This window comes from Fodinisporobacter ferrooxydans (assembly GCF_022818495.1).
Taxonomy (GTDB): Bacteria; Bacillota; Bacilli; order Tumebacillales; family MYW30-H2; genus Fodinisporobacter; species Fodinisporobacter ferrooxydans.
Genome location: NZ_CP089291.1, coordinates 4,082,758 through 4,096,847, shown reverse-complemented (window position 1 = coordinate 4,096,847; position 14,090 = coordinate 4,082,758). Strand labels below are relative to the sequence as shown.

Below are 14,090 nucleotides of genomic sequence, written 5' to 3'. Positions count from 1 at the left end.
TGCACCGTAAGGGTTGAGTTCCTCTTAAAATCATGCTTCTTTTAGCCGTGGTGTTGGTTGCCTTACCCTATTAAGAACGGGGAGTGGCTTTATATATGAATGTACTCGTGATTTATGCCCATCCAAACCCGAAAAGCTTTAATGCAGCGGTCTTGGAGCAAGTGGAACGTGGACTCAAAGAAGCTGGTCACACAATGGCCATCGTCGATCTCTACAAGGACAACTTCAATCCGGTACTAATTTACAACGATCAGATAAGACGCAGGGATATGAAGGATGACCCGGTAACTGCCCGCTACCGTGAGCTGATACTGCGTGCAGAACACCTGATCTTCATCTACCCCGTGTGGTGGTACGGAACTCCGGCGATTCTGAAAGGATTCTTTGATAGGGTTCTAGCGTCCGGTTTTGCATTTACCTACGAAGGACTAGTTCCGAAAGGACTGCTGCGAGGGAAATCGGCATGGGTTTTCTATACTATTGATTCTCCAGGGTGGTATGCGAGGTTGTTCCGGCGAAGTACCGAGTGGATTGCAGTCGGATATGCCACGCTCAGATTCTGTGGCTTACGACCAGTGAAGCGCTTCATGTTTACTGGGGTAAAGCGTAGTACGGAAAGCAGACGAAGAAAATGGTTAGCACATGTATACCGTCAGGCTCGATACGGGCTAAATCATTCAGGAATTCCTTGGACACAAACGGTTGGATCCAATAGAATGTGAAGAAATGGTTGGCATCTGGTCAATGGCGAAGACCTCAGCGTCATTCATGAAAAGATGCCACCAGGCGGTAAAGAAGTACGGCACTACCACGAGAGGTCTCGACAATTCTTTTTTGTTCTCTCGGGGATGGCTACACTTGAGGTGGACGGGCAATTGGAAACCTTAACAGCTCATCAAGGAGTCGAAGTTCCACCAGGGGTACCTCATCAAATGATGAATCATTCAGAGACGGTATAATTATAATCACGAAATAGCAGCACCAATTTGGGTGGTGAATACGAATGGAGCAGATTCAGTCTCCGGAAGAATTAATGGATAAAATCGAAAAAATGAACAGGGATAATTCTGTTTGCCAAGTACTGATTCCGGGTAAAGGAAAGTTCACCATTGTACTTCAAGAAGAAGATTTTCAATCGATCGATGTGGAAGTAAAATCGGACAAAAAACTTAAGCAAATGATCCAGGACAGTCGGGAGTCGTACAAAAAAGGAAACGCCATGACAACAACCGACTTCATCTTTTTCGATCATGATCATTTGTTCGATACAAAAATGGGCTTCAAACCTGTTGCCATATCGGAGAAGCGGTTATAGGGCGCATCTGTGAAAATCGCAAAGATTGCTTGCCTGCAGCCGTTTTATAAGCAAGTATCTTGGCGGCGGGGAAGTCATTCATCACGAATGCAATCTTTGAAACGATACAAAGGTGTGAAACTTTGTATCGTGGTGCCAGTGCAGGAGAGGCTGAGCAGGCGCAACAAAGGAAATTCGTATGATGGGATCGGAAGTTTGGCTACTTGATGCCGTGCGAATCGTTTATCACGGGATCGCCATGAAGGATGATGAATTGGTACCCGATGCGGAACGATATTACGCAGATGGTCCGGTGGCGGCATTAATCATTTATCCAATAATCCGTAGACCTTTGCCTGCCTTGATGTCTTTAATGCCCTCTTCGCAAACTCCATAGGATCGCCATGAACAGGTGTTGCACAACGTCCCAATGTCCTTTGATAGAATGTTATTCCCGATGCGCTGCAGCATGTCTTCCCATCGCATTTTTTGCCCAATCTGTAGATTTAGCCTCTTAAGAACCGCGGCATCCCGCTCATGGATGTTTCGATCGTCACAGTGGCATGTCTGGAACTCAGGGAATTTTTCGCATAAATCATCAGCTCCGGCCACGAGGAGAACCTCCGTTTCCGGTGCTGTTCGCAAGGTATGGTGCAGTTGAGTCATGTTTTCCACGTATTCGCGAGAGTAACCCATACCACGATACCCAAGCAGACATAAGAGATGATGGCCACGTAATCGAAACATTCGGCGGTTTCCTCCTGTTAGTTGCCATGTACAATGTAGAGCTTAACCGAACTTGGTCTTTAGCAAAGTGATTATCACTTTCTATCCAATTGTACCATTTTTGCAGGAATGCTTCATCTTATGCCATGGTTGGACGAAGCATATGCCCGCAAAATTGACTCAAGTAATCCTGGAAAACATATGTTTACAAAGTTTCCAAATCATCACGACGGAAAGAAATAAACCGTAGTGTTCCCTTTATTCGGGTATATAGAATCCCGGCTCCTCATACCTAAGAACTTCCCTAATTTGAGGGTTATCGGAAATGGAGGATTTTCCAATGATTCTAGTGAGGTACTTTTAAGATACTAGACACATTTTTTCTGGTTGGTCTTCAGTTGGTGGATTTTTGTTAGGATTTGTGGCTCTTACGATTGACTGGATTCGCCATATTCATTGAAATGCTTCATATTAGATAGTTTCAAAGTAACATCCGGAGCATCGTTTTAGATTGATTATATCAGTTATTGAACATTCAATGGAACGTTTGCGGGCAGACATTGCTGAAACCTATCTGTGTAACACCATTTCATCTGTTCCTATGAAGCCCAAAGACGCATAGAGAGGGCGGGCATTTTGGCTCGCAAGCAATCGGATTGTTTTCACATCACGCTCAGCGAACCAATGTAAAGCAGCGTTGGTCAAAGTTCGGGCATACCCTCGTTTTCTGAACTCCGGATGCACATAGACATCACCGATGAAACCGTACTGACGTTCCTTGAAATAACGATAAGGAATGTCGTCCTTTATGAATGCTCCGGCACATGCAGTAATCCTGCCATCGTGTTCGATAACAAAATGTTGTGCCATGCCAAGTGAATAAAGTTTGCGATAATCCTCGGTCACTTCGCTGATGAAATCGTCAACCAATAGGTGTGCCATGTCTATTTCCTCAAACATTTTGTATTTCAGAGTTACAAGTGCAGGTATATCGTTATCGACAGCCAACCGATGCATGATTGTATTCGCTCCTTATATTTTGAAATGCGCATATGCCTGTAATGGATTTATCATCGGCATTTATCAAACGGTGTAATACGTCCGCTTGGAATGCACGGCATCAACACTATAAACATTGAATGGCCCCCAGTGTTTTTTCCATGTTAAAATCATGATATCACAACGGAGGAATTTTTTGGCGTATAATCAGCCCATAATTTGATTCCACCAAATCATCGCATCTATAGGATAAATCTATGGTTTCTATAAATTTTTTATCTTAGACCTATGGCAGTTTTATCAGTATGATCGGATTATCAAAGCTTTTTCCATAGATGCGAGGTGTATTTCATGAAGAACAGTATGAAAGATGCGGTTCGGAAACAATTTCAAAACAATGCTGGGGATTATCGTGATGAACCGTTGTTCGCTGCAGGAGAAGATTTACGTTACATGGTTGAATCCGTTGTTCTTTCAGGGACGGAACGAGTTCTTGATATCGGTACCGGTGCTGGACACACGGCACTTGCCTTTTCTCCATTTGTGAAAAAAAGTATTGGAATCGACTTGACCGAAGAAATGGTTGAGGTTGCAGCAAAATTTGCAAAAGATCGGGGAGTCAAGAATATCGAGTTTTGTGTAGGTGATGCTGAAAACCTTACTTTTTCTGATGAAACTTTCGATTTGGTCACATGTCGGTTTGCTGCTCACCATTTTCCAAATGCAAAGCGTGCAATACGAGAAATCTCACGGGTACTTAAACCAGGTGGAATATTTTTGCTGGTGGATCACTATGCCCCAGAAAATCCAGATCTGGATACCTTTGTAAATGACCTCGATCGTTTGAGAGATCCGTCTCATGTGCGGGAATATAGGCTTTCGGAGTACCGTGCCTGGTTTGTAGAAAATGGTCTGTCGTTTCAAGAGAAACTAATGTGGGATCTCCCGATCGAATTTGAAAACTGGGTTAGGCGAGCACGAACCCCACAAGACGTACGGTTCCAATTAATTGAATTTTTGAGAACTGCCTCATTCCCATGTAAGCAAGCCTTTCGTGTTGAAATCGATGAAGAGCAGAAACCAATATCGTTTTGCCTCAAATGTTCCTTGCTACACGGGGTGAAGCGGTGATAGATGTTTCTCATTTTTCGGATATGCCGCTCCCAATATCCTTTTCCCATAATAGGTTAATATGGGTCTTTGGAAATGATTTGAAGATGTTATATTCATTTTTTTGGTCGAAAACTTATCAATTTGACCTGTTTTCCCAGTCTGGTAAGTTCCTTTACAATAGATACTATATGTTTTTTAGCCATCCACTCAGGCATATGTTTGCTTGTTATTTCACGTGATGTTCCGTTGATGTTCAATTTGGCAACGTATTGCATTTGAATCACTCCTAAATTTGTGATTTCAAAGCGTATTAAATAATACATTTACATAGTATCATTAGGTTTTTGAGAAATTTTGGCGTGATTATGTAAAAAATGTGGAAAATATGCTCGAGTAGTTCATCCGTTTTATGTTAGATATTTCCTGATTTTTTAGGTTGCGGCTTGAGCGTTGAATTTTAGTTCCAAAAATTAGCGCAATAAAAACGGATATGGTTGGGAAGTCTATCGTTGGAACCAATATAATACAGGAGGATATTGCAAATGCCACAACAGATTAACACAGATCAATTAAAGCAAGCGGAAGCAGCCATTACTCTGGCAAAAGAACTCGTTAGCCAAGCCATTCAACAATCCGCTTCCAATCAACAAGTCGCACAAGAAGCACTAAAACAATGTTCAAATGAGATTGCCCAAGCACAAACAACAATCAGCCAAGTACAATCTGCTATGCAAACCCAATCTGCACAACAAACGAAATAAACGTATAAATCCTGACGGCTAGAATTCGTCAGGATTTTAGTTTTTATGCAGCTCATTGTTTATTGACCAGCCTTTGTTTCTGGAATTTACAGGTATTATAGTTTTCGCAATTAACGCTCCATATGATATGCTCGTTATACATGAAAGTACGATTGTATTAAAAAGAGAGGGGGAGAATTTATGAAAGAAAATAGTAACGGAGAAAAACTGAATGGGAGAATTGCTATAGTGACAGGGGTAAGTCGTCTGAAAGGTATAGGCGCTTCTATATGTACGGCACTTGCCGGAGAGGGTGCTGATATTTTCTTTACATATTGGACGGACTACGACAAACAAATGCCCTGGGGAGCAGATAGGAAAGAACCGTTTAGATTACAAAAAGAAATACAAGATTTAGGCGTGCGATGTGAATGTATGGAAATTGACCTATCAAATCCAAACTCACCAGTTGAGGTTTTGAATGAAGTTGAAAAAACACTTGGAGAACCTTTTATTCTAGTAAATAATGCATGTCATTCTGTAAATGATGGATACAAGGCTCTTGACTATATATCTCTTGATAACCATTACGTCATAAATGTTCGTGCAACCACGTTGCTAAGTGTTGAATTTGTTCGCCGTTTTTCTAAGGGGTTTGGCGGTAGGATTATAAACGTAACATCCGGACAATCAAAAGGTGCCATGGTTGGAGAGATCGCATATGCAACAACGAAAGGTGCGGTAGACGCTCTGACTTTGACGCTTTCTGCTGAAGTTGCCCATAAAGGAATTACTGTTAATGCTGTAAATCCTGGGCCTACGGATACTGGATGGATGACTGATGAAATTCAACAAAAACTATTGCCGCGTTTTCCAATGGGAAGAGTAGGTCAGCCACGAGATGCGGCTCGGCTCATTGCATTTTTAGCCAGTGATGACGCAGAATGGATTACCGGGCAAGTCATACACTCGGAAGGTGGATTCATGCGTTAGATAAAGGTAGAACGGACAGAAATCCGAGGTGATTCATCTAACCAAATCTTCCGCACTCGAATGCGCCAAATCGTAATTGAAAGACAAAGGAAAGCCATCTGAGACGTAAGTATCGATCAGTTGGCTTTATTGTGAAGGCATTAGAAGAAATCTTTTCCGGAACTTCTTTGCTCTAAGAGCAACTTCTCAATTCGTTCCAAACGGTGATTCATTTCGTGAATCTGTGCTTGTGTATCATCCACTTCTTGTTCCGCTTTATAGTTAATCGCAAAGTCGATAATTGCTTCTCGCTTATCTCTTGCGGCTTGACGATTTTGGCTCATCATGATAAACGGTGCTTGGAATCCAGCCAAAAAGGATAACACCAAGTTGAGCAAAATAAATGGAGGTTCATCAAAATGGAATTGTTTCGTGAATGGCAAAAGGTTAAACACCATCCATACCACAAGAATCGAAGCAAAATACGTAATAAATTTCCAACTGCCGCCAAACTGTGCGATCTTATCTGCCAAACGATCTCCCCATTTGGTTTGCTTGTTGTACTCTTCATCCAAATGTAATAATACCCGTTTCGAGTACTCTTCGACAATTCGGTTCATTCGTTGTTCGTCGTGTTCTTTGACATGTGTATTCGCAAAGTGTTTGAAACCTTTAATCTTATGATCCATACATCCACCTCATTTTGTACTATCTTTATTAAGACAGTAACAGGAGGATGCGTTTGTTGCAACTCCATTTCCAATCTATTTCCAATCTTCCATCCTTTCTCGGCGGGAAAATTGCAATGCAAATTTGGTTGCGTCCGAAAAAGATTTTAATGATGGACTAAAATTTGGTACAATAAGTGAGAGTGCGACAATCATATAAGGAATTGGGGTTGAGCATCATGATGAGAGTGCCATATGATCACCGTTTGGAACCGATTGACGAAAAATTGGTGAAACTCATTGCTGAACGGTTGCACATAAGCAAGGGAACAAACGGGTATCCGACAAAGGAGCAATTCGATCGTTGGTGTGAGGAATATAGCATCGATAGAAATGTCATTTCGTCTGTGTTTGCAGCAATGAATAACCCGCGCCGCCCCCCTCGTCATCCTGCATCGCCTCAAAACTTGCTCGATATCATCCCGGTGATGAAAAAGATCAGTGTGGATGGCTTCACCTACCACATGACACATATGGAACAGTACGCAGATTTCAGTTTGGTTTACGTGGAGATTTACACGAGCGAAGAGTCCGAATCATTAGAGTTAAACGTCCAGTTGCTATTGAGTGTCGAACCCACTGAAGGTAGGCAAATCCAATTTCACCGTTCGCAAGGGCACACAAACCAGACTTCCCTTGCTTATATGGTCAGTCCGCGACTTCCGGATGACTTGGCGCCCTACAAATTTCAACTTGTGCCATATGCGGTCCCCCATTATCCTCGCCCTCCGGAACGGATTTTGGACCAGACTGTGGTCTTGGATTAAAACCGCATTCGCGTGGTTTCCATTTCGTTTAAGGGATTCTCTCATGCAGCCTTTGAATCCCTTCCTCAATCTTTTCTTCTGTCAAATTCCCGTACCCCAAAATCACCTGGTTTTTGTGACGCCCTTTCTGGATCGCATGTGTTTCAACCGGGTACACCCGAGTACCGCTTTGTTCGATTTTTTCCAGCATTTGTGGCGTGAATTCCACATCCGAAAATTCAGCGATCAGATGAAGACCGGTGGAGTGTCCCAGAATGTGTACCTTGTCAGAGAAGTGCCGATTCAAGGAGTCGATCAAGAAATTCCGGCGTTTGCGATATATCTTTTTCATTTTGAAGATATGACGTTCCAAATGACCTTCTTCAATAAATCGGGCCAGGATCAGTTGGTCAATGGACGGCGTATGAAGATCGGCCAACCATTTTAAATTCCGAACTTGCTCGATGAAATCCCAAGGCAAAACCATAAATCCGATGCGAAGAGAGGGAAGCACGGTTTTACTGAAAGTGCCAAGGTATACCACACGTTCCGGATCCAGGCCTTGCAGGGAACTGATGGGTGGCCCTTCATAGCGGTATTCACTGTCATAGTCGTCCTCCACGATACAACAATTTGCCGATCTTGCGAATCGGATCAGGTCGATCCGTCGTTTGACGGGAAGCGTCCCGCCAAGTGGAAATTGATGTGATGGCGTGACATAAACGAAGGCCGGTTTGCTTGCAGAATGGATTTGTTCCGTCTGCATCCCGTCTGCATCCACAGATATTGGTTGCAAGTGACAGCCATGTGAAGAAAAAATGGTTTGCACTTCATGCGTAATCGGATCTTCCGCGATCACTTCTTGCTTTTCGGTGGAAAGCAGTTTTGCAACGATTGATAACGCCTGTGTAGTTCCAGCGGTAATCACGATTTGGTCAGGATGACAGACAACGCCTCTCATGCGGCGAAGGTACTTGCTTAATGCATGTCTCAATTCCGGACGACCTTCCGGTTTGTCGTAACACATGGCAGTCTCGGGCAATTCCGCACAGACCTTGGACGCAAGTTGTCCCCACAGCTTGCGTGGAAAGAAGTCAAATGCAGGAACACCGGAACGGAAATCAATGATATCCGGTTCACGCGTTGGTTTTAGTTTCATAGGTTCCGCCAATGGTTCGTGTATATGTTGTTGATTGAGTTGTGCGCCGTGTGTGACGAAAGTTCCTGATCCCTGTCTCGACTCAATAAACCCTTCTGCAAAAAGCAAATCGAAGGCTTCCAACATGACATTTCTCGATACCTGAAGTTCCGATGCCAATTCCCGGGTGCTTGGCAGACGTTCTCCTCCATAAAGCTCGCCACGTAAAATTTTTGTTCGTATTTCGTTATATACTTGGCGAAACAATGGCAGGTTGGAACTTCTGTCAATAGGCAACCAGAGCATCCGATCATCACCTCGAAAAGTGGTACTGTCAAAATCAATTATAACTGGCACTACAGCAGATCCATTTGCAATGGTATTGTAAATCCCAGGATATTGCAAGTGAATTTGCGAAAAGGGAGGACTTGATTGATATGGAATACAAAGACGCGTATCGAAAGAGTGGCATGACGGAGCTGAAACGAAGGCTGGGTTGGAAAGAAGCAACTGCTCTTGGTATCGGTGCCATGGTCGGGGCAGGGATCTTCGTGTTGAGTGGAGTGGCAGTCGGGAAAGCGGGTCCGGCCGTTATGATCTCATTTGTATTGGCGGCGATCCTTGAGATTCTTTTGGGATTGTTGATACCGGTGGGAGGGTCAGGCATTCTGACAGGGGTGTTTTGGCTCTTGCTGGGATGCGGGCTCTATGCCATTCGATTGCCATCATTGCGATAACGGAGGCAAGGCATTAAGCTATTGCGCTCAATCTTTATTGTGATACAATGATTTCCAAGTATAACTGAAGCAAGGCATACACGATATGAACATGCAACGATTTAAAACTTGGGAGGGGATGTTTGATGCCTTTTATTAACGTGAAGATTGCGAAAGGACGAACTGTGGAACAAAAACAGCAGTTCGTTGAAGCAATAACAAAAGTTGCAGGGCAAATACTAAACGTCAAAGAAGAATGGGTTACAGTAGTTTTCGATGAATACGAAAGAGAAAATTGGGCTACAGACGGTACACTTCACTCCATAAAATTTGGCAAGGGGTTCGGAAAGATGGGAACGGAATGAGTGCCGCTTTTATTTCACAATGTTAGTTGTCGGCTCTATTTTTTTCTTGGCAAGCTGGAATCTAATGCCCCATCTTTACTGAATCATTTCCACCAAAACAGCCCCGTAATCGATTTGTGGGGTATTGTTATACAAAAATAGCAAACCGGAATGGCCATTTGGTGAAGGGACAACAGGATCGTTGGCATAACCGAATGCCTGAAGATTCGGAAACGGATGGAAGGAATGATCCCAACCGGTGAATCCAAGCTGCCTATTGGCATTCGACATCAAAAATGTAGCATTTTTCAAAACCCATGCCGGACGGCCGTAAACATCTTTCCAAGTATTGACCATTCGGCCATCAAGTGTCACCAATTTGTCCTCGCCTGTACCTTGCGGTTGATCTGCATTGACCCAGATACTTGTCCCATCCGCCGACCATTGCATTCCATTTCCATACGGGATTTTGCTCATCAAATGCCCGGTAGATGCATCAAAAAGGAACGATTCGCCGGTTAATTTTGACCCATTGCCGCCCGTATTGACACTGACGAAAACATGCTTGTCGTCGGGAGAGAAGGAGATGCCGATGCCGCCAGGAACTTCTTTTCGCTGTCCGGCAAGATTCGGCAGGTCAATTTTGGGAAGCTGTAAGACCGTTTGTTTCCTCGGACCGCCTGTTGCGGAAAAATTCCACACGACGATCGGTTTCAAAGGATCAAATGGCTGGTGTTCGGCCGGCATCATGGTGTCACCGCTTGAATGCACCGGTCGTCTTAGACGATGGGAGGACACCACAGCTCCATATTTTCGATCCATGGATAGAATCGCATCTTCGCCATTTAGAGGTATATGCTCCCCGTTATCCAATTCAAGTTCCAGTGATTTGGGTGAATAGCCTCCGACTAGTATTCCCCCCGGACCCTGTTGAGTATCTGCCCATTCCTGCCATGGATCGGTTGCCGCTCTCCATGCCGTCGGTTTGCCGATCCCCGTTTTTGTCAAGGGATAGATCCAATTCCGGTCATCCTCGTTTGAGGCCACAATGGCCGACTCATCCGTCAATGCGACAATATGCCGTTGATTGGGCAATCGAACCGATTCAATGGAAAAAGGTTTCACAGTTCCGATCTGAAATGACTGTGTTTCCGGACTGAAGTAACAAAAACGATTGCCGGAGGGGGACCACAAGACATTTCGGTTCACGCCTTTTGATAACGGCCGAATCGTTGCACGAACGCCGTTCCATTCGAGAGTTGAGGAGTTTTCTGATCTTTGTGACCCGCAACCGGAAGCAAAAAAAGCCAATACAATTGCGGCAACGCCAATTCCGATTCTTCGCAAAAATCTCATATCATCACGCCTTTTTTATGCTATATACAATTTGACGAATTGACATGCAATTTTGTTGCACGGAATCAAATCCTGCGATTGTTTTCATATGCCTCCAACTTTTGGTATGGAGGAGGTTCCCGGCGAAATAAATGTAACGATTGCGATTGTTGAGTTGATGCTTGTTTTTATTTGACAATAAAATAATGATATGGTTATATACATATATAAATATAATATAGTAACAAGGAGGGGCGTTATGGTATTTGAAACATTGGCAAATGATCTAAAAGCTCTTGCGGATCCTACTCGTTTGAAGATTGTTGCGCTTTTGAAATTGCGTGATTTTTGCGTTTGCGAGTTGGTTCCCATCTTCGGCATTTCACAGCCTGCCATCTCCAAACATCTAAACCGTTTAAAGGTTTCCGGCTTTGTTCGAGAAATGCGGCGGGGACAGTGGGTCTTCTACTCGCTCAATCAGGAAAAGCTCGCTTCCATCGGTACAGCGTTGCAATCGCTGCCGGATTTGTCGGAAGAATTGGAATCACTGAAAGCTCGTGGACTGTTGGTCAACTGTGACTGAAAGGAGGTGATTCTACAACAATGACAAGCCTTACATTATTGGCGATTCTCGTATTTATCTTGACATTGATCGTAGTGATTTGGCAACCGCGCGGTTTGTCCATTGGCTGGCCGGCAACGATTGGCGCGATCCTCGCACTGTTGGTTGGAGTGGTACACATCGGTGATGTGTGGACCGTTACAAAAATCGTCTGGGATGCGACGCTGGCATTTGTAGCGATTATTCTGATCTCTATCATCCTGGATGAAGCCGGTTTTTTTGAATGGTCTGCCTTACATATGGCACGCCTTGCACGGGGAAGCGGCCACCTGATGTTTGTGTATATCGTGTTGCTTGGAACAGTCGTAGCCGCATTTTTTGCGAATGACGGCGCAGCGCTCATCATTACGCCGATCGTGTTGGCACAAGTACGAGCGCTAAAATTCGACGACAAGCGGATCTTGCCGTTCGTCATGGCCAGCGGCTTCATTGCGGATACGACGTCGTTGCCGTTGATCGTCAGCAACCTCGTGAACATTGTATCTGCCGATTATTTCGGCATCGGGTTTGTGGAATATGCCAAGCATATGATCGTACCGGATCTATTCTCATTAGGTGCGAGTTTGCTTGTTTTGTATCTGTATTATCGCCGCTCGATTCCGGAAAAATTTGATCCGAAGCAGCTCAAACAACCGCGTGAAGCCATTCGGGATATCCGATTGTTTCGCTTATCTTGGCTGATACTCTTGGTGCTTCTCGTTGGATATTTGATCAGCCAATTCTTGCATATCCCGGTGTCGATCATCGCCGGTCTTGCTGCCGTCGTATTTCTGCTCGCTGCCCGCAAAAGCCCCGCAATTCACACCCGACGAGTGGTAAAAGAAGCTCCATGGACAGTCGTGATCTTTTCCATCGGCATGTATGTGGTCGTCTATGGGTTGAAAAATGTCGGTTTAACCGATCTTCTCGGCCAACTGATCACATGGATGAGCCAGCAGGGACAATTTGCCGCAACGGTCGGGATGGGATTTCTGGCTGCCATTTTGTCATCCGTCATGAACAATATGCCGACCGTCATGATTGACGCATTGGCAATCAAAGGAACCCTGATGACAGGGGCGATTCAAAATGCCTTGGTATATGCGAATGTGATCGGCAGCGATTTGGGGCCGAAGATCACTCCCATCGGTTCCTTGGCGACTCTGTTATGGCTACACGTTTTGGCAAAAAAAGATGTCAAAATTACGTGGGGATATTATTTTAAAACAGGGATCCTGCTGACGGTTCCCACTTTGTTGATTACGTTGACGGGTCTGTATGTATGGTTCCACGTATTGTATTAACTCAGTGTGCACACGAGTGATCCATGTTCTGCTTTTAAAGTAACGCAGTCAACCTTTAGATCTTATCTCGAGTATTCAATTAAATTCTGAATGAAACAGTGGGGGCTAAAATATGACAACGAACAAACCGATTATCTACTTTCTATGTACGGGAAATTCGTGCCGCAGCCAGATGGCAGAAGGATTTGGAAAAAAATTTCTGGGAGATCAGTTTCATGTATACAGCGCAGGTATTGAGGCACACGGATTAAATCCGAATGCCGTGAAAGCAATGGCAGAGAAAGGCATTGACATTTCCAAGCAAACATCCGAAATCATTGATCCGGAATTGTTAGATCAAGCCAAGTATGTGATCACACTGTGCGGCGATGCGAATGACAGATGCCCGATTACACCGCCGCATGTGACCCGTTTCCATTGGGGATTTGACGATCCGGCAAAAGCGACGGGAACGGACGAAGAAAAGTGGGCGGTCTTTCAACGGGTGCGTGATCAAATCGAAGACCGCATCAAGCAATTTGCTGAGGAACAAAAGGACATGTAACGGGATCCGGTTTTCGAAAAGAACGATTTTCGAAAAGAACTATATGCATGACTACGGTGCTATCGTTCAATCAAGGCGTGTGATAACAAAATATATGGGAGAGGAAGGTTCAATATGGAGAATACAACCACACACATGTTGAAAGTTGCCGTTGCACTTGCGCTGCAACATCCGGCATCTTTGGAAACCAGCATTCGCGAGGCGAAACAGAATGGTGTGACAGAAGAGGAGTTTCAACAAATTTTTTCAATCGTCCGTACACAAAAATTATCCGCGGCATTGCAAGTGGATGCAATGGCAGAGGAATTGATCAAGGAGAAACAAGTGGAATTGAACGTTTTAGCTTCTGGCGATGGGGCATGTTGCTGTGGGCCGGATGGCTGCTGTTAATTCTTTCGTGAGAAATATTTCGTTTGCCAGTCACAGATTGAATCGCAAATAGGTTTGACCATCAGAGCTTGCATGTCAATACAGGGAGGCAGATCTTCATGGAAATTGAAATTTTTGATCCGGAAATGTGTTGCTCCACCGGGATTTGCGGGCCCTCTCCAGATCCGGAACTGATCCGTGTGGGAGAATTGGTGGAAACGTTAAAAAACCAAGGACACTCGGTGCAACGTTATATGTTAAGCCGAAATCCGCAGGCATTCAGTGCAAATCCGAAAGTATACCAAACATTGCTAAAAGACGGCCCCAAAGCGTTGCCGATCCTTGTTGTCGAAGGGGAAGTGCGGCTGGCCGGCAAATATCCGGAACTCCGTGATTTTGAGCTTCCCGAGGAGTGAATAAC

18 protein-coding genes and 1 pseudogene are annotated in these 14,090 nt (G+C 44.4%); 14 read left to right on the top strand and 5 right to left on the bottom strand.

The genetic code is table 11. The annotated features are described in order from the left end of the window. The first annotated feature begins 95 nt into the window (after nt 1–95). The 3 genes and pseudogenes from LSG31_RS19695 (at nt 96) to LSG31_RS19685 (ending at nt 1,315) form a co-directional block, all read left to right on the top strand. Nucleotides 96–722: an NAD(P)H-dependent oxidoreductase gene (locus LSG31_RS19695; protein WP_347436738.1), complete on the top strand. Its 627-nt coding sequence runs from the start codon at nt 96–98 to the stop codon at nt 720–722. A gap of 3 nt (nt 723–725) precedes the next feature. Continuing rightward, nucleotides 726–959 (top strand): annotated as a pseudogene (locus tag LSG31_RS19690) (cupin domain-containing protein); the annotation flags it as partial. A gap of 44 nt (nt 960–1,003) precedes the next feature. After that, complete coding sequence (locus LSG31_RS19685) at nt 1,004–1,315, top strand: hypothetical protein (protein WP_347436737.1); 312 nt, start codon at nt 1,004–1,006, stop codon at nt 1,313–1,315. A gap of 309 nt (nt 1,316–1,624) precedes the next feature. On the opposite strand, the gene LSG31_RS19680 is transcribed toward LSG31_RS19685, so the two are convergent. Together LSG31_RS19680 and LSG31_RS19675 are read right to left on the bottom strand one after the other, a co-directional pair. After that, nucleotides 1,625–2,041: a DUF1284 domain-containing protein gene (locus tag LSG31_RS19680; protein ID WP_347436736.1), complete on the bottom strand. Its 417-nt coding sequence runs from the start codon at nt 2,039–2,041 to the stop codon at nt 1,625–1,627. Nucleotides 2,042–2,590: 549 nt separating this feature from the next. Continuing rightward, entirely contained in the window at nt 2,591–3,037 is a 447-nt protein-coding gene (locus LSG31_RS19675) for a GNAT family N-acetyltransferase (protein WP_347436735.1), read from the bottom strand. Between the two features lie 333 nt (nt 3,038–3,370). On the opposite strand from LSG31_RS19675, the gene LSG31_RS19670 reads away from it, so the two are divergent. The 3 genes from LSG31_RS19670 to LSG31_RS19660 all read left to right on the top strand — a co-directional run bounded on the left by LSG31_RS19670 (nt 3,371) and on the right by LSG31_RS19660 (nt 5,865). Beyond that, entirely contained in the window at nt 3,371–4,150 is a 780-nt protein-coding gene (locus tag LSG31_RS19670; RefSeq protein WP_347436734.1) for a class I SAM-dependent methyltransferase, read from the top strand. Between the two features lie 524 nt (nt 4,151–4,674). After that, the gene (locus LSG31_RS19665; RefSeq protein ID WP_347436733.1) at nt 4,675–4,893 is read left to right on the top strand and encodes a hypothetical protein; all 219 of its coding nucleotides are present in this window, start codon (nt 4,675–4,677) and stop codon (nt 4,891–4,893) included. A 180-nt stretch (nt 4,894–5,073) separates the two neighbouring features. After that, nucleotides 5,074–5,865 (top strand): SDR family oxidoreductase, encoded by a 792-nt coding sequence (locus LSG31_RS19660; RefSeq protein ID WP_347436732.1) that lies wholly within the window; start codon nt 5,074–5,076, stop codon nt 5,863–5,865. A 140-nt stretch (nt 5,866–6,005) separates the two neighbouring features. Here LSG31_RS19660 and LSG31_RS19655 read toward each other — a convergent pair whose 3' ends face one another. After that, nucleotides 6,006–6,533, bottom strand: a complete 528-nt coding sequence (locus LSG31_RS19655) for a DUF1003 domain-containing protein (RefSeq protein ID WP_347436731.1) — start codon at nt 6,531–6,533, stop codon at nt 6,006–6,008. Between the two features lie 218 nt (nt 6,534–6,751). On the opposite strand from LSG31_RS19655, the gene LSG31_RS19650 reads away from it, so the two are divergent. Next, the gene (locus LSG31_RS19650) at nt 6,752–7,339 is read left to right on the top strand and encodes a chorismate mutase family protein (protein ID WP_347436730.1); all 588 of its coding nucleotides are present in this window, start codon (nt 6,752–6,754) and stop codon (nt 7,337–7,339) included. Between the two features lie 28 nt (nt 7,340–7,367). Here the strand turns inward: LSG31_RS19650 and pdxR are convergent, their stop codons facing one another. After that, nucleotides 7,368–8,762 (bottom strand): MocR-like pyridoxine biosynthesis transcription factor PdxR, encoded by a 1,395-nt coding sequence (pdxR, locus tag LSG31_RS19645; protein ID WP_347436729.1) that lies wholly within the window; start codon nt 8,760–8,762, stop codon nt 7,368–7,370. A 131-nt stretch (nt 8,763–8,893) separates the two neighbouring features. Here pdxR and LSG31_RS19640 point away from each other — a divergent pair, with 131 nt between their 5' ends. Together LSG31_RS19640 and LSG31_RS19635 are read left to right on the top strand one after the other, a co-directional pair. Further along, entirely contained in the window at nt 8,894–9,193 is a 300-nt protein-coding gene (locus tag LSG31_RS19640) for a hypothetical protein (RefSeq protein WP_347436728.1), read from the top strand. A gap of 125 nt (nt 9,194–9,318) precedes the next feature. After that, the gene (locus tag LSG31_RS19635; RefSeq protein ID WP_488349832.1) at nt 9,319–9,537 is read left to right on the top strand and encodes a tautomerase family protein; all 219 of its coding nucleotides are present in this window, start codon (nt 9,319–9,321) and stop codon (nt 9,535–9,537) included. Nucleotides 9,538–9,612: 75 nt separating this feature from the next. Here the strand turns inward: LSG31_RS19635 and LSG31_RS19630 are convergent, their stop codons facing one another. Then, nucleotides 9,613–10,872, bottom strand: a complete 1,260-nt coding sequence (locus LSG31_RS19630; protein ID WP_347436727.1) for a YncE family protein — start codon at nt 10,870–10,872, stop codon at nt 9,613–9,615. A gap of 238 nt (nt 10,873–11,110) precedes the next feature. On the opposite strand from LSG31_RS19630, the gene LSG31_RS19625 reads away from it, so the two are divergent. From LSG31_RS19625 to arsD, 5 genes are all read left to right on the top strand, one after another. Continuing rightward, nucleotides 11,111–11,434, top strand: a complete 324-nt coding sequence (locus LSG31_RS19625) for an ArsR/SmtB family transcription factor (RefSeq protein ID WP_347436726.1) — start codon at nt 11,111–11,113, stop codon at nt 11,432–11,434. Nucleotides 11,435–11,454: 20 nt separating this feature from the next. Continuing rightward, entirely contained in the window at nt 11,455–12,756 is a 1,302-nt protein-coding gene (locus tag LSG31_RS19620) for an arsenic transporter (protein WP_347436725.1), read from the top strand. Between the two features lie 112 nt (nt 12,757–12,868). Further along, nucleotides 12,869–13,300 (top strand): arsenate reductase (thioredoxin), encoded by a 432-nt coding sequence (gene arsC / locus LSG31_RS19615; RefSeq protein WP_347436724.1) that lies wholly within the window; start codon nt 12,869–12,871, stop codon nt 13,298–13,300. Nucleotides 13,301–13,414: 114 nt separating this feature from the next. After that, complete coding sequence (locus tag LSG31_RS19610) at nt 13,415–13,690, top strand: carboxymuconolactone decarboxylase family protein (RefSeq protein ID WP_347436723.1); 276 nt, start codon at nt 13,415–13,417, stop codon at nt 13,688–13,690. A 98-nt stretch (nt 13,691–13,788) separates the two neighbouring features. After that, the gene (arsD, locus tag LSG31_RS19605; RefSeq protein ID WP_347436722.1) at nt 13,789–14,085 is read left to right on the top strand and encodes an arsenite efflux transporter metallochaperone ArsD; all 297 of its coding nucleotides are present in this window, start codon (nt 13,789–13,791) and stop codon (nt 14,083–14,085) included. Nucleotides 14,086–14,090: the final 5 nt, after the last annotated feature.